At 70.3% G+C, this 19,292-nt stretch carries 18 protein-coding genes; 12 read left to right on the forward strand and 6 right to left on the reverse strand.

What is annotated here, in order from left to right; genetic code table 11:
• Positions 1 to 217: 217 nt before the first annotated feature.
• The 4 genes from T336_RS0121955 to T336_RS0121970 all read right to left on the reverse strand — a co-directional run bounded on the left by T336_RS0121955 (position 218) and on the right by T336_RS0121970 (position 4,632).
• On the reverse strand, positions 218 to 1,297 hold the full coding sequence (locus tag T336_RS0121955) for a TRAP transporter substrate-binding protein (protein WP_013595534.1): 1,080 nt from the start codon (positions 1,295 to 1,297) through the stop codon (positions 218 to 220).
• Positions 1,298 to 1,518: 221 nt separating this feature from the next.
• Complete coding sequence (gene dxs / locus T336_RS0121960; RefSeq protein ID WP_026434136.1) at positions 1,519 to 3,387, reverse strand: 1-deoxy-D-xylulose-5-phosphate synthase; 1,869 nt, start codon at positions 3,385 to 3,387, stop codon at positions 1,519 to 1,521.
• 76 nt (positions 3,388 to 3,463) lie between these two features.
• Positions 3,464 to 4,384: a polyprenyl synthetase family protein gene (locus T336_RS0121965; RefSeq protein ID WP_019701752.1), complete on the reverse strand. Its 921-nt coding sequence runs from the start codon at positions 4,382 to 4,384 to the stop codon at positions 3,464 to 3,466.
• A complete protein-coding gene (locus T336_RS0121970) occupies positions 4,384 to 4,632 on the reverse strand; it encodes an exodeoxyribonuclease VII small subunit (RefSeq protein ID WP_019701753.1) in 249 nt (82 codons plus the stop codon). Before T336_RS0121970 ends, T336_RS0121965 begins: the two co-directional genes overlap by 1 nt.
• Before the next feature lie 263 nt (positions 4,633 to 4,895).
• Between T336_RS0121970 and T336_RS0121975 the strand changes: the two genes are divergently transcribed.
• The 11 genes from T336_RS0121975 to flhC all read left to right on the forward strand — a co-directional run bounded on the left by T336_RS0121975 (position 4,896) and on the right by flhC (position 16,391).
• A complete protein-coding gene (locus tag T336_RS0121975) occupies positions 4,896 to 6,035 on the forward strand; it encodes an aromatic ring-hydroxylating oxygenase subunit alpha (protein ID WP_026434137.1) in 1,140 nt (379 codons plus the stop codon).
• Positions 6,036 to 6,185: 150 nt separating this feature from the next.
• On the forward strand, positions 6,186 to 7,103 hold the full coding sequence (locus tag T336_RS0121980; protein WP_019701755.1) for a DMT family transporter: 918 nt from the start codon (positions 6,186 to 6,188) through the stop codon (positions 7,101 to 7,103).
• A gap of 164 nt (positions 7,104 to 7,267) precedes the next feature.
• Positions 7,268 to 8,167 carry a sulfurtransferase gene (locus T336_RS0121985; RefSeq protein ID WP_026434138.1) on the forward strand — a complete coding sequence of 300 codons (900 nt, stop codon included), beginning with the start codon at positions 7,268 to 7,270 and terminating at the stop codon, positions 8,165 to 8,167.
• A gap of 131 nt (positions 8,168 to 8,298) precedes the next feature.
• Positions 8,299 to 9,129 carry a MetQ/NlpA family ABC transporter substrate-binding protein gene (locus T336_RS0121990; protein WP_019701757.1) on the forward strand — a complete coding sequence of 277 codons (831 nt, stop codon included), beginning with the start codon at positions 8,299 to 8,301 and terminating at the stop codon, positions 9,127 to 9,129.
• Positions 9,130 to 9,146: 17 nt separating this feature from the next.
• Complete coding sequence (locus T336_RS0121995; protein WP_026434139.1) at positions 9,147 to 10,412, forward strand: methionine ABC transporter ATP-binding protein; 1,266 nt, start codon at positions 9,147 to 9,149, stop codon at positions 10,410 to 10,412.
• Positions 10,409 to 11,071: a methionine ABC transporter permease gene (locus tag T336_RS0122000; RefSeq protein WP_019701759.1), complete on the forward strand. Its 663-nt coding sequence runs from the start codon at positions 10,409 to 10,411 to the stop codon at positions 11,069 to 11,071. Before T336_RS0121995 ends, T336_RS0122000 begins: the two co-directional genes overlap by 4 nt.
• Before the next feature lie 40 nt (positions 11,072 to 11,111).
• Positions 11,112 to 12,362 carry an SfnB family sulfur acquisition oxidoreductase gene (locus T336_RS0122005; RefSeq protein WP_026434140.1) on the forward strand — a complete coding sequence of 417 codons (1,251 nt, stop codon included), beginning with the start codon at positions 11,112 to 11,114 and terminating at the stop codon, positions 12,360 to 12,362.
• Between the two features lie 12 nt (positions 12,363 to 12,374).
• A complete protein-coding gene (locus T336_RS0122010) occupies positions 12,375 to 13,652 on the forward strand; it encodes an SfnB family sulfur acquisition oxidoreductase (RefSeq protein ID WP_026434141.1) in 1,278 nt (425 codons plus the stop codon).
• Positions 13,652 to 15,055 (forward strand): LLM class flavin-dependent oxidoreductase, encoded by a 1,404-nt coding sequence (locus tag T336_RS0122015; protein ID WP_026434142.1) that lies wholly within the window; start codon positions 13,652 to 13,654, stop codon positions 15,053 to 15,055. The genes T336_RS0122010 and T336_RS0122015 overlap by 1 nt, the downstream gene beginning before the upstream one ends.
• A gap of 401 nt (positions 15,056 to 15,456) precedes the next feature.
• Entirely contained in the window at positions 15,457 to 15,786 is a 330-nt protein-coding gene (gene flhD, locus T336_RS0122020) for a flagellar transcriptional regulator FlhD (protein ID WP_013595547.1), read from the forward strand.
• 53 nt (positions 15,787 to 15,839) lie between these two features.
• Complete coding sequence (gene flhC / locus T336_RS0122025) at positions 15,840 to 16,391, forward strand: flagellar transcriptional regulator FlhC (protein WP_013595548.1); 552 nt, start codon at positions 15,840 to 15,842, stop codon at positions 16,389 to 16,391.
• 139 nt (positions 16,392 to 16,530) lie between these two features.
• Here the strand turns inward: flhC and T336_RS0122030 are convergent, their stop codons facing one another.
• Together T336_RS0122030 and T336_RS0122035 are read right to left on the reverse strand one after the other, a co-directional pair.
• Positions 16,531 to 17,151, reverse strand: coding sequence for a FlgO family outer membrane protein (locus T336_RS0122030; RefSeq protein ID WP_026434143.1), 621 nt, complete (start codon positions 17,149 to 17,151; stop codon positions 16,531 to 16,533).
• On the reverse strand, positions 17,148 to 17,909 hold the full coding sequence (locus T336_RS0122035) for a hypothetical protein (protein ID WP_051647408.1): 762 nt from the start codon (positions 17,907 to 17,909) through the stop codon (positions 17,148 to 17,150). Before T336_RS0122035 ends, T336_RS0122030 begins: the two co-directional genes overlap by 4 nt.
• Before the next feature lie 188 nt (positions 17,910 to 18,097).
• Between T336_RS0122035 and T336_RS25545 the strand changes: the two genes are divergently transcribed.
• The coding region (locus tag T336_RS25545) for an AI-2E family transporter (RefSeq protein WP_035226950.1) at positions 18,098 to 19,292 on the forward strand (1,195 nt) is incomplete at its 3' end.

Genomic DNA, 19,292 nt, shown 5'->3' on the forward strand with positions numbered 1-19,292 from the left:
CAGGCTGCCCCCTTCGCCCCTTTCGGGGCGAAGGGGGACGCAGACACCAGGGCTCGCCTTTTCTTTGCCTACTTTCTTTTGGCGAAGCAAAAGAAAGTAGGTGCGCCGCCGGGCGCACATCCCGGCCCCGGAAAAAAACCACCCCAAAGAAAGAAAAAGGCGACCCAGCGGCCGCCCCAAAGAAACACGTAGCTTCTTCTTGTACCCGGCAACCCGCTCAGAGCTTCTGCGCCTGCATGAACCGATCGAACGTGCCTTCCGTGAACCGGAACCACGCGTTCTCGTCCGCCAGGAACTTGGCGTAATCCGTATAGACCTTCTTCCACTCCGGATTGGTATTGTTCAGGTCCGCATAGATCTGCTGCGCCGACTTGAACGCCGCATTCATCACGTCCTGCGTGAACGGACGCAGCTTGGTGCCCGAGCCCACGAGCTGCTTGATCGCCACGGGATTGCGCGCGTCGTACTTGGACAGCATCGTGACGTGGGCGTGCGAGGCGGCAGCTTCCACCACGGCCTTGTACTCGGCCGGCAGGCCTTCCCAGGCCTTGGTGTTGATGTAGAAGTCCAGCTGCGGGCCGCCTTCCCACCAGCCGGGGTAGTAGTAGAACGGCGCGACCTTGTTGAATCCCAGCTTCTGGTCGTCGTAGGGGCCCACCCATTCCAGCGCGTCGATCGTGCCCTTCTCCAGCGCGGGATACAGGTCGGCGCCGGGGATGGATTGCGGGATCACGCCGAAGGGTTCCAGCACCTTGCCCGCGAACGGGTTGGTGCGGAACTTCAGGCCCTTGAGGTCGGCGACGGACTTGATCTCCTTGCGGAACCAGCCGCCCATCTGCGCGCCCGTGTTGCCGCCGGGGAAGCTGATGATGTTGTACTTGGCGTAGAACTCGCGCATCAGCTTCAGGCCGTTGCCCTCGTACATCCAGGCGTTCATCTGCCGCGCGTTCAGGCCGAAGGGCACGGCGCAGCCCAGGCAGAACGTCGGGTCCTTGCCGTAGAAGTAATAGGGCGCCGTGTGCGCCATCTCGACGGAGGCGTTCTGCACGCCGTCCACCACGCCGAAGGCCGGCATCAGCTCGCCGCCGGCATGCACCGAGATCTGGAACTTGCCGCTGGTGGCTTCGCTGACCTTCTTGGAGAACACTTCCGCCGTGCCGTAGATGGTGTCCAGCGATTTCGGGAAGCTGGACGCAAGGCGCCAGCGGATGCTGGCCTGGGCGTGCACAGCGGGGGCTGCGCCGGCCGCCAGCACGCCGGCGATGCCTGCGTGCCTGAGGATGGAACGACGGTCCATGGATGGGTCTCCGGTAATTGATTGCGAGCGAACGGCCCCGGGCTCCGGATCACGGAGCGGCCGGGACGGACTGTTTCAGCCGGAAACGATTGTAGGAATGGGCCACTCCGGCCCGTTGGGGGTTTTCCCGCGAAAGAAAAACACCGCGCCCACGGCCCTCAGCCTTCTGCAAGCTTGCCGCGCGCTCGGGCCCGGCCGTGCGGCCGGGCGCCCTGCATGGCTCAGCCCGCGGCGGGACCGAAGCGTGCCGTGATCGACCGCACGATGCCCTCGGCATCGAGGCCCTGCAGCGCGAGCAGGCGGGCCGGGTCGCCGTGCTCGATGAACATGTCGGGCAGGCCGAGCTGCAGCACCGGCTTCAGGATGCCGGCGGCGTTCAGCGCCTCGCAAACGGCGCTGCCGGCACCGCCCAGCACGGCACCCTCTTCCACCGTCACGAAGGCGTCGTGCGTGGCGGCGAGCTCCAGCAGCAGCGCGGTGTCCAGCGGCTTGGCCCAGCGCATGTTGGCCACCGTGGCGTCCAGCGTTCCGGCGGCCTGCAGCGCGGGGTAGAGCAGCGTGCCGAATGCCAGGATCGCGATGCGTTGCCCCGTGCGGCGCACTTCGCCCTTGCCGAAGGGCAGGCCCTCCAGCCCCGGCAGGGGTGCCACGCCCGCGCCGCTGCCGCGCGGATAGCGCACGGCCACGGGATGGTCCTGCCCGAAGGCGGTGGAGAGCAGTTGCCGGCACTCGCGCTCGTCCGCCGGGCAGGCGATGCTCATGTTGGGAATGCAGCGCACGAAGGGGATGTCGTAGGCGCCCGCATGCGTGGCGCCATCGGCACCGACAAGGCCCGCGCGGTCCAGCGCGAACACCACCGGCAGGTTCTGCAATGCCACGTCGTGGATGAGCTGGTCGTAGGCGCGCTGCAGGAAGGTGGAGTAGATCGCCACCACGGGCTTCACGCCCTCGCAGGCCATGCCTGCGGCGAAGGTCACGGCATGCTGCTCGGCAATGCCCACGTCGTAGTAGCGGCCGGGAAAGCGCTTCTCGAACTCCACCATGCCCGAACCCTCGCGCATCGCGGGCGTGATGCCCACGAGCCGCTCGTCCTGCGCTGCCATGTCGCAGAGCCACTGGCCGAACACCTGCGTGAAGGTCTGCTTCGGTGGCGTGGCGGGCGGGGTGATGCCGACGCTGGGATCGAACTTGCCCGGGCCGTGGTAGGCGACGGGGTCGGCCTCGGCCAGCTTGTAGCCCTGCCCCTTCTTCGTGACCACGTGCAGGAACTGCGGCCCTTTCAGGCCCTTGATGTTCTCCAGCGTGGGAATGAGCGAATCGAGGTCGTGCCCGTCGATCGGGCCGATGTAGTTGAAGCCGAACTTCTCGAACAGCGTGGCGGGCACCACCATGCCCTTGGCCTGCTGCTCGAAGCGCTTGGCAAGCTCGAGCAGCGGCGGCACGGGTTTGAGCACCGTCTTGCCGACGTTCTTCGCGGCGGCGTAGAAGTGCCCGCTCATGAGCTGCGCCAGGTAGCGGTTGAGCGCGCCCACGGGCGGGCTGATGCTCATGTCGTTGTCGTTGAGGATGACCAGCAGGTCGGCATCGGCCACCCCCGCGTTGTTCAGCGCCTCGAAGGCCATGCCGGCGGTCATGGCGCCGTCGCCGATGATGGCCACGGCGCGGCGGTCCTCGCCCCGCTGGCGTGCGGCCAGCGCCATGCCCAGGGCCGCGGAAATGCTGGTGCTCGAATGCGCGGTGCCGAACGTGTCGTACTCGCTCTCCGTGCGCTGGGGAAAGCCCGAGAGGCCGCCCATCTGGCGCAGCGTGGGCATGCGGTCGCGCCGGCCGGTGAGGATCTTGTGGGGATAGGTCTGGTGGCCGACGTCCCACACGAGCCGGTCGCGCGGCGTGTCGAACACGGCGTGCAGCGCCACCGTGAGCTCCACGGTCCCGAGGTTGGAACTGAGGTGCCCCCCCGTCTTGGACACGCTATCCAGCACGAATGCGCGCAGCTCCGCGGCCAGCTCTTTCAGCTGGGCGCGCGACATGCGGCGCAGGTCGGCCGGGTCGTTCACGGTCTGCAGGAGAGGAAGGGAATTCGTGGACATATTGCTCTTGGTTGGGTGGCGCCGGCACGCTTGCGCCGGGGAACGGGGCGGGACGCGCGCGGTCCGGCTCCCAGTCTCAGCGGGATCGGTCGATCACCATGTCGGCCAGCGCCGCCAGCACGCGCGTGCCCGCCAGGCCGCTGCCCTGCAGGGCGGCATGCGCCTCGTCGCGCAGCGCGGCCGCGTAGGCGCGTGCCTGGTCCAGCCCCAGCAGCGAGACATAGGTGGGCTTGTCGCTGGCCGCGTCCTTGCCGGCCGTCTTGCCCAGCGTGGCGGAATCGGCCACCACGTCCAGCACGTCGTCCACCACTTGGAAGGCGAGCCCCAGGGCCGCGCCGTAGCGCGACAGGGCGTCCCACGCAGCGGGGGCCGCCGCTCCGCAGGCCGCGCCCATCAGCACGCTGGACTGCAGCAGCGCGCCGGTCTTGAGGCGGTGCATGCGGCGCAATTCGTCCTCCGACAGCGCGATGCCCACGCTGGCCAGGTCGATCGCCTGCCCGCCGGCCATGCCGTCGGCACCCGCGGCCCGGGCCAGCAGGCGGCACAGCCGGGCCTGCATGGCCTCGGGCACGTCGTCCTCGGGCGTGAGCAACTCGAAAGCCAGGGCCTGCAGCGCATCGCCCGCGAGCAGCGCCTGGGCCTGGCCGAACTGCACGTGCACCGTGGGCTTGCCGCGGCGCAGCACGTCGTTGTCCATGCAGGGCATGTCGTCGTGCACCAGCGAATATGCGTGGATCAGCTCCACAGAACAGGCCGCGCGCAGTGCAGCGCCGGCGTGGCCCGACACCGCCTCGGCCGCGGCGAGCACCAGCAGCGGGCGCAGGCGCTTGCCCGCGCCCAGCACCGCGTAGCGCATCGCATCGCCCAGGCCGCCGGGCGCATCGGCAGGCACCCAGGCCTCCAGGGCGTCCTCGACACGCTGCAGCGCCTGCGCGCTCCAGGCGGAGAGGTCGAAGCCGGCGTCGCCGGCGTGCGGGGAAAGCGCAGCGGGGCCCATCAGTCTTGCGTCCACGGTTGCAGCGTGCCGTTCTCCAGCACCTTGATCTGGTCCTGCACGGCCTCCAGGCGGCCGCGGCAGAACGCCAGCAGCTCCGCGCCGCGCTGGTAGCCGGCCAGCATCTGCTCGAGCGGCAGCTGGCCCGATTCGATGCGGCCCACCAGCTGTTCCAGTTCCTCCAGCGCGGCTTCGTAGCTCGCGGGCTCGGCGGTCGGGGGGGCGGAAGCAGGAGGGGAAGCCTTGGGCATGGAAAGCAGCCGCGCCAGCGGGCGCAGGTAAAACGGGCCATTTTAGGCGCATGGCCGGGCCTGCAGCGTCGCGCATGCGGGCGTCACACGCCGGCCACGCAAACACAATACACGCACGCGGGTAGCGGAAATAACCCCATTGGCTACAATCCCATTTCTTCGTCGAACCGGCTGTGGGTACTTTGCTCGGCCGGTTTCGTTTTTTCCACGTCCCCGTGCGCACGCGCACCCTCCCTGTGGGGAGTCTTTAGGTCAGGTCACCCATGTCTGATTTAAGTCTTCAACTGCAGCAGGCCGCAAGCCAACTACCAGTTTCAAGCTATTTCGATGATGCGCTGTTCCGGCGCGAGCTGGACACCATCTTTCAGCGCGGGCCCCGCTATGTGGGGCACCAGCTGAGCGTGCCCGAACCGGGCGATTATTACGCGCTGCCGCAGGAAGGACAGGGCCGTGCCCTGGTGCGCAACGCGCAGGGCGGCATCGAACTGGTCTCCAACGTGTGCCGCCACCGCCAGGCGGTGATGCTGCAGGGCCGGGGCAACCTGCGCACGAACGGCAAGGGCCACGCCGCGGGCAACATCGTCTGCCCGCTGCACCGCTGGACGTACTCGCCCCAGGGCGAGCTGCTGGGCGCGCCGCACTTCTCGCACGACCCCTGCCTGAACCTGAACAACTACGCGCTGCGCGAGTGGAACGGCCTCCTCTTCGAGGACAACGGCCGCGACATCGCCGCCGACCTCGCCGGCATGGGCCCGCTCGCGGAGCTGTCGTTCGACGGCTACGTGCTCGACAAGGTCGAGCTGCACGAGTGCAACTACAACTGGAAGACCTTCATCGAGGTCTATCTGGAGGACTACCACGTGGGCCCGTTCCACCCGGGGCTGGGCAACTTCGTCACCTGCGACGACCTGCGCTGGGAGTTCCAGAAGCACTACTCCGTGCAGACCGTGGGCGTGGCCTCCACCTTCGGCAAGCCCGGCTCGGAGGTGTACCGCAAGTGGCACGAAGTGCTGCTGAACTACCGCGAGGGCCGCATGCCCGAGCGCGGCGCGATCTGGCTCACCTACTACCCCCACATCATGGTGGAGTGGTACCCGCACGTGCTCACCGTGTCCACGCTGCATCCCGTGAGCCCGACGCGCACGCTCAACATGGTCGAGTTCTACTATCCCGAGGAGATCGCCGCCTTCGAGCGCGAATTCGTCGAGGCCCAGCAGGCCGCCTACATGGAGACCTGCATCGAGGACGACGAGATCGGCGAGCGCATGGACGCCGGCCGCAAGGCCCTGCTCGACCGCGGCGACAACGAGGTGGGCCCCTACCAGAGCCCGATGGAAGACGGCATGCAGCACTTCCACGAGTGGTACCGCGACGCCATGGGCACCGCCGTGCCGCGCGGCTGACCGGCCCGGCGGCGGCACGGGCGCCCGGTCCGGCCGCCGCGAATCCCGGGGGGTGGGCTTTCACGGGCCCTCTTTCCGGACCGGGCCCTGCGGCCTGGCCTAACATCGGCGGGACTCCCCCACCCGCCCCTCATCTTCCGCTCCACGCCCATGCAAGCCCTCTGGATGGTCCTCGCCGCATTCCTCTTCGCGAGCATGGGGGTCTGCGTGAAGCTGGCATCGGCCCATTTCAACGCCGCCGAGCTGGTGTGCTACCGGGGCATCATCGGCATGGCCATCCTCTGGGCGCTGGCGCGGCGCCAGGGCGTGGGACTGGGCACCCGCTACCCGGGCATGCATGCCTGGCGCAGCCTGATCGGCGTGGCTTCGCTGGGCGCCTGGTTCTATGCCATCGCGCACCTGCCGCTCGCCACCGCCATGACGCTCAACTACATGAGCAGCGTGTGGATCGCCGCCTTCATCGTCGGTGGTGCCCTGCTGGCATGGCGGCCCTCGGGCAACGCGGGCGGCACGCGCCCGCCCCTGCAGGCGCCGCTGGTGCTGACGGTGATGGCCGGCTTCGCGGGCGTGGTCATGATGCTGCGCCCCAGCATTGGTGCCAACGAGATGTTCGCCGGCCTGATCGGGCTGCTCTCGGGCCTGTCCGCCGCCTTCGCCTACATGCAGGTGATGGCGCTGTCGCGCATCGGCGAGCCGGAGACACGCACGGTGTTCTACTTCGCGGTGGGCTCGGCCGTGGCGGGCGGCGCTGCCATGCTGCTCACGGGCGCATCGGCCTGGCCGGGCTGGCCCGGCCTGTGGCTGCTGCCCATCGGGGTCCTCGCCGCCGCGGGCCAGCTCTGCATGACGCGCGCCTACGCACGGGCGGGCTCGCAGCGCGGCACGCTGGTGGTCGCCAACCTGCAGTATTCCGGCATCGTGTTCGCGGGGGTGTACAGCGTGGTGCTGTTCGGCGACGACATTCCACCCATCGGCTGGGCCGGCATGGCGCTGATCATCGTGAGCGGGATCGTCGCCACCGTATTGCGCGCGCGTGCGGCCCCCGGGGCGCCGGCGGAAGAGCACTGAACCGGCACGGGCACGCCGATGGCCGTGCCACGCGGTTGGCGGCCTGCGCCGACGCCGTGCGCGCCGAGCACGCAGCACAATCCGCACCATGGGAGCCTGCCCGGCCGCACCTTCCACGAACGCTTAGCCTCCCATTCCCTCACGCTCCATCGACTGAACACGCCATGGCCTACACCACCCTCATTTCCGCTGACGAACTCCAGGCGCTGCGCGCGAGCGGCGCCCCCCTGATGGTCTTCGACTGCAGCTTCGATCTGGCGCACCCTTCGCGCGGGCACCAGCAATACCTCGAATCGCACATCCCCGGCGCGGTGTATGCGCACCTCGACGAGGCGCTCAGCGCCCGGCACGGCGTGCCCGGCGCGGGCGGCACCATCGTGGCGAAGGAAGGCGAGATGCCGTCGTCGGGCGGCCGGCACCCGCTGCCCCATCCCGAACGCTTCGCCGCGTGGCTGTCTTCCGTGGGCTTTTCCAATGCGATGCAGGCGGTGGTGTACGACCGCAACGGCACCAACTTCTGCGGGCGCCTGTGGTGGATGCTGCAGTGGGCGGGCCACGAGGCCGTGGCGGTGCTCGACGGCGGACTGCAGGCCTGGGAGCAGGCCGGCGGCGAACTCGCGCACGGCGAGGAGCCCGCGCACTTCCAGGCGAACTTCGCCCTGGGCGAGCCCCTGCAGCAGCTGGCCAAGGCCGCCGAGGTCCAGGCCGCGCTGGGCCGGCCGGGCCAGACGGTGGTGGATGCGCGTGCGCCCGCGCGCTACCGCGGCGAGGTGGAGCCGCTCGATCCGGTTGCCGGCCACATTCCCGGCGCACTGAACCGCCCGTTCTCCGACAACCTCGGGCGCGACGGCCGCTTCAAGCCGGCCGCGCAGTTGCGGGCCGAATTCGAATCGCTGCTCGCGGGCCGAGATCCTTCCACCGTGGTGCACCAGTGCGGCAGCGGCGTGAGCGCCACGCCCAATGTGCTGGCCATGCAGGTCGCCGGGCTGGGCAGGACCGCGCTGTTCGCCGGCAGCTGGAGCGAGTGGTGCAGCGATCCGTCCCGCCCGGTCGAGCGCGGCTGACGGCACCGCGGCGGCGGGCCTGCGCCGCCGCGTTCGCGGAAAAAACCGCATAAGCTAGTCTGCAAATCTTCGTTCCCGTGCGGTGGGGCCGGTCCTGAGAATGGCCGCATCACCTGCCCGAGGACCGAAGAATGACCGCATCCGTTTCCCGCCGCCGCCTGCTCGCGGCGGCCGCCACCGCGCCACTGGGCCTGGGCGCGCTCCCCCTCGCCCTCGCGGCCGACCGCCTGCGCATCGGCGTGGTGCCCGGCGCCTACGCGGACTCCGTCAGCGTGGCCGCCAAGGAGGCCCGGGCCCAGGGCCTGCAGGTCGAGGTGATCGAGTTCACCGACTGGACGACGCCCAACGTGGCGCTGAACGCGGGCGACATCGACATCAACTACTTCCAGCACCAGCCCTTCCTCGCCAACGCGATCAGGAAGCAGGGTTTCCAGCTCGCGAGCGCGGGCACCGGCATCCTGGCCAATGTGGGCCTGTATTCGCTGAAGCACAAGAAAGTGGAGGACGTGCCCGCCGGCGGCAAGGTGGGCATCGCCAACGACCCGGTCAACCAGGGCCGCGGCCTGCTGCTGCTGCAGAAGGCAGGCCTCGTCCGGCTCAAGCCCGACGTGGGCTACCTCGGCACGCTGGCCGACATCGTGGACAACCCGAAGAAGCTCCGCTTCGTGGAGGTCGAAGGTCCGCAGCTGGTGCGCATCACGCCCGACGTGGACATCGCCCAGGGTTATCCGCATTTCATCGTGGCGGCCAAGGCGTTCGACCCGTCCAGCGGACTGGCCTACTCGGGCATCGAGGACGCGCAGTTCGCGATCCAGTTCGTGGTCCGCCAGGGTCGCGTGGACGACCCCGTGGTGCAGCGGTTCATCCGCCTCTACCAGAACTCGCCGGCCGTGAAGAGCGAGACGCGGCGCGCCTTCGCGAACGACGACCGGCTCTATTCGCTGGCCTGGACGCGTTCGTGAGGCAGGAGGTGCTTCGCATGGCCTTTTCCTCCGTGCTGCGGCGTACACCCGCCTTCCCGGGGACTCCCGGGCCTGCTCCCGCAGCCTGGCGGCGCACCGGCGCCGCGGTCCCGGCCGCGGAGGCCTTCCCTCCCGCAGCCGGCACGGCCCCGGCGGCCGATGGCACGGCCGGGCCGCGAGGTGCCGTCGCCCTGCGCGGCGTCGACAAGGTGTATGCCTCCTCGGCGGGCGACGTGGCAGCGCTGCAGGACATCGACCTGGACATCCCGGCCGGCAGCATCTTCGGCATCATCGGCCGCAGCGGCGCGGGCAAGTCCAGCCTGCTGCGCACCATCAACCGGCTGGAGGCGCCGTCGCACGGACAGGTGCTCATCGACGGCGTGGACATCGGCACGCTGGACGACGATGGCCTGGTGGCGCTGCGCCGCCGCATCGGCATGGTCTTCCAGCATTTCAACCTGCTGTCCGCCAAGACGGTGTTCGACAACATCGCCCTGCCGCTGCGCGTGGCGGGCGCCCGCCCGGCGGAGGTCACGCGGCGGGTGAACGAACTCCTGGAGCTCGTGGGCCTGCAGGACAAGCACCGCAGCCACCCGGGCCGGCTGTCCGGCGGGCAGAAGCAGCGCGTGGGCATCGCACGCGCCCTGGCCACGCACCCGGAAATCCTGCTGTGCGACGAGGCCACTTCGGCCCTGGACCCGGAAACCACGCACGCCATCCTGCAATTGCTGCGGGACATCAACCGTCGCCTGGGCATCACCGTCATCCTGATCACGCACGAGATGCGCGTGATCCGCGAGATCGCCGACCAGGTGGTGGTGCTGGAGCGGGGACGCATTGCCGAGCAGGGCCCCGTCTGGCAGGTGTTCGGTGCGCCACGCCACGACGCCACGCAGGCGCTGCTGGCCCCTCTGCGCCAGGGCCTGCCCCCGGACCTGCACGCACGGCTGCAGGCGCACCCGCCCCGGCACGGTCGGTTCTCCACCATCGTGCAGCTCGGGTACAGCGGCGCAGGCGGCCTCGAGCCCGATCTCGCGCGCATCGCTGCGGCCCTCCCTCCCGGAGCCCGCCTGGTGCACGGCGGCGTGGACCGCATCCAGGGGCATGCGCAGGGCGATCTGGTGCTGGCGGTGGAAGGCAGCGCGGCGCTGGGCGACCTCGCCCCGCTCACGCACGGCCAGGGTGCGATCGCGCACTCCGCCCAGGTGATCGGCTACCTCCTCCCCGACACGTCGCAGCCCCCGGCAACGTTCCCATCCACGCACCCATCCACCCATCCATGAGCCTTTCGCTGTCCATCCCCGCCGAACGCTATGGCCAGGCGCTGGCCGACACCCTGCTGATGGTCGGGGTCTCCGGCACGGCCGCATTCCTCGCCGGCATCCCGCTGGCCCTGCTGCTCATCGCGACGGCTCCCGGCGGCTTTCTCGCATCGCCCCGCCTGCACCGCGTCGCCGGCAGCGTGATCAACGGCTTCCGGGCGACGCCCTTCATCGTGCTGCTGGTGGCGCTCATTCCCTTCACGCGCATCGTGGCCGGCACCACCATCGGCGTGTGGGCAGCGATCGTGCCGTTGTCGATCAGCGCCACGCCGTTCTTCGCGCGCATCGCGGAAGTCAGCCTGCGCGAGGTGGACCACGGCCTGGTCGAGGCCGCACAGGCCATGGGATGCCGCAAGTGGCACATCGTGCGGCACGTCTATCTGCCGGAGGCGCTGCCCGGCATCGTGGGCGGCTTCACGATCACGCTGGTGGCGCTGATCGGCGCTTCCGCCATGGCCGGCGCGGTGGGCGCAGGCGGCCTGGGCGACCTGGCGATCCGCTATGGGTACCAGCGCTTCGACACCCAGGTGATGGTGGTCGTGATCGCCGTGCTGATCGCGCTGGTCACCGTGGTGCAGTCCACCGGCGACCTCTGCGTGCGGCGCCTGCGCGATCGCTGAGCCCCGCCCTCTTCCTCGATCCCCAGGAGCCCCCACGCCCATGGAAACCCTCTCCGCCGACAGCCCCGCCGCCACCACCCGCCTGCCCCTGCCGCCGCGCACGCCGCACCGCATCGCCAGCGAGGCCGAAGCACTCGACATCGCCCGCGCGCTGGCGCACGGATTCCGCCAGGACGCGGCATCGCGCGACCGCGAGCGCCGCCTGCCCTGGGACGAGATCGAGCGCTACACCGCGAGCGGCCTGGGCGGCATCGGCGTGCCGCGCGCCCACGGCGGCATCGGCGCCTCGTTCCGCACGCGGATGGAGGTGTTCGCCGTCCTGTGCGCGGCCGACCCGTCGCTGGGGCAGATTCCGCAGAACCACCATGCGCTCATCCGCCACCTGGTGGAGTTCGGCAGCCCGTCGCTGCAGCGCCGCATTTTCGCGGACGTGCTGGCGGGGCACCGGCTGGGCAATGCCGGTCCGGAGCGCAAGGCCCGCGCCGCCGCGGTCCACCACGCCACGGCGCGGCTGCGGCGGGATGCGCAGGGAACGCTGCGCGCCAGCGGCACGCGCCACTATTCCACCGGGGCGCTGTTCGCGCACTGGGTGCCCTTCCGCGCGGAAGACGAGCACGGCCGCCCGGTGCAGGTCTGGGTGCGCCGCACGGCGCCCGGGCTGCAGGTGATCGACGACTGGGACGCCTTCGGCCAGCGCACCACGGCCAGCGGCAGCGTCGTGCTGCAGGACGTGCCCGTGGAGGAAGACAACGTGGTCGCCCTCCACGCCGCGCAGGACCGGCCCACGCTGACGGGGCCGTTCTCGCAACTGCTGCAGGCCTCCATCGACCTGGGGATCGCCGAGGGCGCCCTGGAGGACGCACTCGCCTACGTGCGCGAGAAGACCCGGCCGTGGGTGGATTCCGGCGTGGAGCACGCCCACGACGATCCGCACATCCTGCGCGAGGTCGGCGAGCTGGCCATCGACGTGCACGCGGCGCGCGAGCTGCTGGCCGAAGCCGCGGACCTGCTGGATGCATCCGCCCGGGCACCGCTCACGGACGCCGCCAGCGCCGAGGCATCGGTGGCGGTCGCGCGCGCGAAGGTGCTCACCACGGAGGCCGCGCTGCGCGCCGGTGAACACCTGCTGGAACTGGCCGGCACTTCTGCATCGCGCACCGTCCACAACCTCGACCGGCACTGGCGCAACGCGCGCGTCCATACGCTGCACGACCCGGTGCGCTGGAAATACCACCTCATCGGCCGCTACGTGCTGAACGGCCAGGCGCCCCGCCGCCACCAGTGGAACTGACCAGGACCGCCCATGACCGCACACACCCAGCAGGAACGGCACTCCCTGCAGCAGGCAGGCCCTGCTTCGCCGGCACTACCCGTGCCGCCACCGCCCGCGCACCGGCCGCCGGTGCTGGCCACGCCCGGACAGATCCTCGCCGCCGCCGCCGCGCTCGCCGGCGAATGGGCGCCCCAGGCGCTCGCGCGCGACCGGGAGCGCCGGCTGCCCTGGGCGGAAATCGAGGCCTACAGCGCCAGCGGGCTCTGGGGCATCACCGTGCCGCAGGCCCACGGCGGCCCGGGCGCCGACGCCTGGACGCTCGCGCAGACCATCGCCACGGTCTCCGCGGCGGACGGATCGCTGGGCCATATCCCGCAAAACCATTTCTACGCCCTCGAAGTGCTGCGCGTCGGCGGCACCGACGCCCAGCAGCGCTTCTTCCACGGGCGCGTGCTGCAGGGCGAGCGCTTCGGCAACGCCCTGTCCGAAACCGGCCACCGCGACTACCGGCGGCGCACCCGCCTGGAGCGGTCGGGTGGCGGCTGGGTGCTGCACGGGCGCAAGTCCTATTGCACCGGCGCGATCTTCGCGCACTGGATTCCCACGCAGGCCATGCAGCAGCTGGATGACGGCCGCGAGGCGAGCGTGATCGCCTTCGTGCCGCGCCACGCACCCGGCATCACGGTGGAGGACGACTGGGACGGCATGGGCCAGCGCGTGACGGGCAGCGGATCGGTGGCGCTGGACGGCGTGCCGGTGCAGCCCGAATGGATCGTGCCGTTCCAGGCCAGCTTCGAGCAGCCCACGGCCATCGGACCGTTCGCGCAGATCATGCACGCGGCCATCGATCTCGGGATCGGCGAAGGGGCGCTGCAGGCCGCCCTGCCCTTCATCCGCGACCACGCGCGCCCCTGGATCGACGCGCAGGTGGAGCGCGCCACGGACGACCCGCTCACCCTGCATGCCGTGGGCGAGGTGGACCTGCGGCTGCGCGCGGCGCGCGCGATGCTGCGCCGGGCCGCGCGCTTCGTCGATACCGCCCGGCATGCGCCCGGTGAAGACACCGTGGCCGCCGCGTCGGTGGCCGTGGCCGAGGCCCGCGCGCTCGCCCACCGCGCGGGCCTGCTGGCCGCCAACAAGCTGCTGGAACTGGGCGGCACCTCCGCCACCGCCGCGGCACACGGCTTCGACCGCTTCTGGCGCAACGTGCGCACCCACACGCTGCACGATCCGGTGCGGTGGAAGTACCACGCCGTGGGCAACCATGTGCTCAACGGCACCCGGCCGCCGCGCCATGGAGCCCTGTGATGCCCGGCACGCAACGCACCCGCCCGATCATCCTCAACGCGTTCAGCATGAACACGGTGGGCCACATCAACCACGGCCTCTGGACGCATCCCCGCGACCGGTCGGGCGAATACCACTCGCTGGACTACTGGACCGAACTCGCGCACGAACTGGAGCGCGGCCTGTTCGACAGCCTCTTCCTGGCCGACATCGTGGGCGTGTACGACACCTACGGGCAGTCCGCCGATGTCACCTTGCGCGAATCGGTGCAGCTGCCGGTCAACGACCCCGTGCTGCTCGTTCCCGCCATGGCCGCCGCCACGCGCCACCTGTCGTACGGCGTCACCGTGAACCTGAGCTACGAGCAGCCCTACCTGCTGGCCCGGCGGTTCTCGACGCTGGACCACCTCACACGCGGCCGCGTGGGCTGGAACATCGTCACGGGTTATCTCGATTCGGCCGCGCGCGCCATGGGCGTGGCGCAGCAGATGCCGCACGACGAGCGCTACGACCGGGCCGACGAATTCATGGACGTGGCCTACCAGCTCTGGGAAGGCAGCTGGGACGACGACGCCGTCCAGCGCGACCGCGCCCGGCGCATCTACGCCGACCCGGCCCGCGTGCGGCCGGTGCGCCACCACGGCACGCACTACCAGGTCGAAGGCTACCACCTCTGCGAGCCGTCGCCGCAGCGCACCCCGGTACTCTTCCAGGCGGGCAGCTCCGGGCGCGGCCTGCGCTTCGCCGCGCGGCACGCGGAGTGCGTGTTCATGTCCACCCAGGACAAGGCCTCCACGCGGGAACTGGTCCGCGCCCTGCGTGCGGAAGTGGTCCGCGCGGGCCGCCACCCCGACGACGTGAAGGTGGTGGTGGGACTCACCGCCGTGCCCGGCGCCACCCGCCAGGAGGCCGAGGACAAGTACCAGGACTACTGCCGCCATGCCAGCCCGGAGGCGGCGCTGGCCCACCTCTCGGCCGGCGCCGGCATCGATTTCTCCACCTACCGGCAGGACACGCCGCTGATCGGCCAGCACCGCAGCAACGGCATCGAGAACAGCCTGCGGCGCCTCGCCAACGGACGCGACCACTACACCCTGGGCGACCTCCTGGAGGAACTGGCCCTGGGCGGCCGCTACGCCACCGTGGTCGGCTCGCCGCAGGACATCGCGGACGAGATGCAATCCTGGCTGGACGAGGCCGGGGTGGACGGGTTCAACCTCGCGCGCACCGTGGTGCCCGAGAGCTACACGGACTTCATCGACCTCGTGGTGCCCGAACTGCAATACCGCGGCCTGCACAAGACCGCCTACGCCGAAGGCACGCTGCGCCACAAGCTGGCCGGCCGGGGCAACCGTCTCGCGCCTGCGCACCACGGGGCGGGCTTCCGCCCAACCCCAGGCATGCCCGCCGTGCGCGCGGCATAAGACCTCACCCGGGCCCCCGGGCGCATCCGGCCGGCGACGCGACCGGCCGCACCCACGCGACCGGGCCGCGGGCAGGCCCGGGGTGCCGCCAAGCCCTGGTCCGGCCATGGCCGAGCTGCGGTTGAGCCATAGGCAGTCCGTATTCACCCGATAGCGGTGCCCGCCACCCCGACGGCGTTCCGAGGCCGTGCACAGCACGCCGCCCCTCTCATTCCCGTTCGGCCACCGGCGGGCTTGTAAGGCAAATTCCTACATGCCCGGCTTGCCGACGAGACACGATGCACCTCCAAACCCCGACTTAATTTCCGATTGGACCGAATTCACAATCCATTTCAACGGATCGCGACACACCTGCACACCGCCAGGGGCCTCGGGATCTGCTAACGGAAAAGGAATACACCATGACCTCGGAACAACTTCTCGCTGAAATCCGCGAAGCCAACCTCACCTACCTGATGCTGGCCCAGACGCTGATCCGCCAGGACAAGGCCGAAGCCGTGTTCCGCCTGGGCATCAACGAAGACGCCGCAGACATCCTGGCTTCCCTCTCGGCAGCCCAGGTGCTCAAGCTGGCCTCCCGCAACACCCTGCTGTGCAGCTTCCGCGTGGACGACAACCTCGTCTGGAGCCTGCTCACCAACCACAACACGCCCAAGAAGGTCGGCAACGAAGCCACCAACACGCTGCACGCCAACATCCTCATGGCCAGCCGCGTGTCGGAAGTGCTCTGAGCCTTCCCGCCGCAGTCCGACCTTCCCGCCCCTTCCGCCTCCGAAAGACCGCCATGACCGCAGCTGCCGCCCCCGTGAAGAGCGTCCTGAACGAATCCAAGCAGATCGAGCGCGCCGCCATGCTGATCCAGATGGGCGCCCGCATGCAGGTGCTGGAATCGGAAACCTCCCTGTCGTACGAGCGGCTGATCCGCCTGTACAAGGAAATCGCGGGCAAGTCGCCTTCCAAGGGCCAGCTGCCGTTCTCCACGGACTGGTTCCTCACCTGGCAGGAGAACGTCCACAGTTCCCTGTTCCTGAACATCTACGAATACCTGTCCAAGGGCGTGAGCCTGGACTCCGTGGAACTGCTCACCAAGGCCTACCGGCTCTACAGCGAGCAGGTCGCCACGGCCGAGATCGAACCCCTGCTGTCCTTCACCCGCGCATGGCGCCTCGTGAAGTTCGTGGATGCCGGTATGCTCACGCGCACCAAGTGTTCGCAGTGCGGCGGCCATTTCGTCACCGAAATGTACGAAAATCCCCGCGCCTACACCTGCGGGCTGTGCAATCCTCCGGCCCGTGCCGGCAAGAGCAAGTCGGCCGGCGCCCTGATGCTGCACTGATGCATCCCCGTGGCCCGGCGGCGCCCGCCGGCCACCCGCGTCACACGACCGCAGCGCCCTCCGCGGCGCACCCTGCGGTGCATTTTTTCCAACAGCGAGTTCCCCTTGTCCCGGCCTTGTGCCGGGATTTTTTTTGGGATCAGCGCATGGACAGCAGGATGCGCACGTTGTCGTCCACCGGCACCACGTAGTCGTGGGCGGCCAGCACGGCATTGCCCTCCGGACCCACCAGCTTCAGGCTCACGAACACCGATTGCGCCGTGGCGGCATACGTGCCCACGACCACGGCCTGCGCGGCCTGCGCACGGCTCACGTCCCGCACCTCGCGCGACAGCAGCAGCTCGCCCTGCCCGGGCGCCATCACGAGGTTCTGCCGCAATTTCAGTTCGGTCACCCGCACGCCGCGCTGCACCAGCCGCCCGGCGATCTGCTCGGAGAAAAGGCGCCCCAGGCGCGACGCCTCGTCCAGCCGGTCGATGTGCACCAGCGTCGCCACCAGCACGGGCTGGCGCGGATCGAGCTGCGGCACCTGGCGCAGCAGCGCGTCGGCCGCGGCCTGGTTGGTCTCCAGCAGCGATTCCGCCGGCGAGCCGCCCATGCCCAGCGCGCCCATCACACCGCCGCCCGACGACGGCGCAGCCGCGGCGCCATAGTAGTAGCGGGCGCAGCCCGGCAAGCAGGCAACGGCGGCCATCCCCAAGCCCCTGCGCAGCCAGGCGCGCCGCGGCATCTGCCGCGGGATGGAGTCGTTGTGCTTCATGGCGCCACCACCTGCCAGGTCTTGACCCCGGCCGTCGCCGGAATGCCCACCGCCGGGGGAGCCAGGGGCACGGGCGGCGGTGGCAGGTACAGCGCCGCGTCGGCCTGGTCGATGAAATAGACGTCGCTCGTGCGGGCCAGGTAGCGTCCTTCGCTCTCCAGCGAGGTGGTGACCAGGATCTCGGTGCGCGCCGGCACGCGCACCAGGCCCTGCGGCGTGGAACGTGTAGCCACAGGCACCGGCACCGGCTGCGCCGCCAGCAGGTAGTCGCCGTTTTCCATGGAGGCATCCCGCGCCACGCGCACGCCATCGCCGAGCAGCACCGGCCGCGCGCCCTCGCCGGGCGGCGCCACGTGCTGCACGAGCTGGACATCCACGGCGAGCCGCACGCCGGAAGGCTGCGTGGACAGCGCCAGACCGCGCTCGACCAGATGGGTGATGAGCAGCGTCCGGAAGCCGGCGACGAAGCCGGGCACGTCCGGACCATCGGACGCCGGCACCACGTAGATCGGATGCGCTCCCGCAGGCCATTCGCGCAGCTTCACCGCCGTGCGCTCCGCGACATCCGCGGCCAGCACGTCCCAGTGGTGCACGGCCCGTGCCGTCTTCTGCGTGGACGGAGCGTGCGCCACGGGCTGCGGCAAGTCCGGAGGTGCCACGCAGCCGGCCAGCCCGGCACTGCACAGCAGCACGGCTGCCAGCGCCGGACCGCTCCGGCGGGCGTTCGAAAACGGCGGAAATTCCGCAACGGGGGTCATGCGCTCGCACCTTTCCTCGGAATGCATGGCTGGATGCTAACGGCCGCGCGCCCGGCGAATGGGTGGAACAACGGCGCTTTCCCTGCCCAGTCTGGCGCCTGTACATCACCGCCGACGGCGCCCCGCCGATGCCATGGCCGGGTGCCCGCCTACGCCCGCACGGGCTCCGGCCGCGCCACAATCCGCGCATGCAGCTTTCCGCCCCCGCCCCGGACTCCCCGCCCGACACCACCGCCACGCGTGCCTCCGCGCCGCCGCCCGCGGGCGATCCGCCCGCCGAACCGCCACCCGCCGGGGACCCACCGCCGACCTCGCCCCCTGCAGGCGACCCGCCCGCGCCGGCCCCCGGCCCGGCGGAGCCTCCACCGCCGTCCACGGACGCATCGCCGCCGTCCCCCTTCGTGCTGCAGATGCCCGTGGACGTGCGCAACCTCTCGCTCGCCCTGCTGGCCCTCTTCGCCGCCGTGGCCCTGCTGCACTGGGCCAGCGCCGTCTTCATCCCTCTGATGCTGAGCGTGCTGCTCACCATCGCCCTGCAGCCCATCGTGACCGCGCTGCGTCGCTGGTACATCCCGCGCTGGCTCGGCGCCGGCGTGCTGCTGCTGGGCATCGTGGGCGGCCTCGGCGGCACGGCCTGGTCGCTCTCCGACGGCGCGGCCGAACTGGTGGACTCCCTGCCCGTCGCCGCCCGCAAGGTGCGCGATGCCATGCGCATGAACATGCGCGGGCCGAGCCCGCTCGACACCATGCAGAAGGCCGCCAGCCAGATCGAGCAGGCCGCCACCGAAAGCATCCCGCCCCAGACGCGACGCGGCGTGCAGCGCGTGGTGATCGAGCGCGCGCCCTTCAACATCCGCGATTACGTATGGACCGGCACCATGGGCCTGGTATCTGCCGCGGGCCAGCTCACCGTGGTGGTCTTCCTCACCTTCTTCTCGCTCGCCTCGGGCAACCTCTTCCGCCGCAAGCTGGTGCGCATCGCGGGCCAGAGCCTCGAGCGCCGCAAGATCACCATGGAAGTGCTCGACGACATCACCGGGCAGATCCAGCGCTACCTGCTCGTGCAGGTGGCCACCAGCGTCCTGGTGGGCATCGGCACCGGCGTGGCCTATGCCCTGCTCGGGCTGGAGAACGCGGCCGTCTGGGGGGTGGTGGCCGGCGTGCTCAACCTCGCCCCGTACGTCGGCTCCATCGTCGTCACGGGCGCCTCCGCGCTCGTCGCCTTCCTGCAGTTCGGCACCGTGGACATGGCCCTGGCCGTCGGCGGCGCCTCCCTGCTCATCCACACCATCGTGGGCAATTTGCTCACCCCCTGGCTCACCAGCCGCACCAGCCGCATGAGCCCCGTCGCGGTGTTCGTCAGCGTGCTGGCCTGGGGGTGGC

The sequence above is a fragment of the Paracidovorax oryzae ATCC 19882 genome (assembly GCF_000687165.1).
In the GTDB taxonomy this organism is placed as follows: domain Bacteria; phylum Pseudomonadota; class Gammaproteobacteria; order Burkholderiales; family Burkholderiaceae_C; genus Paracidovorax; species Paracidovorax oryzae.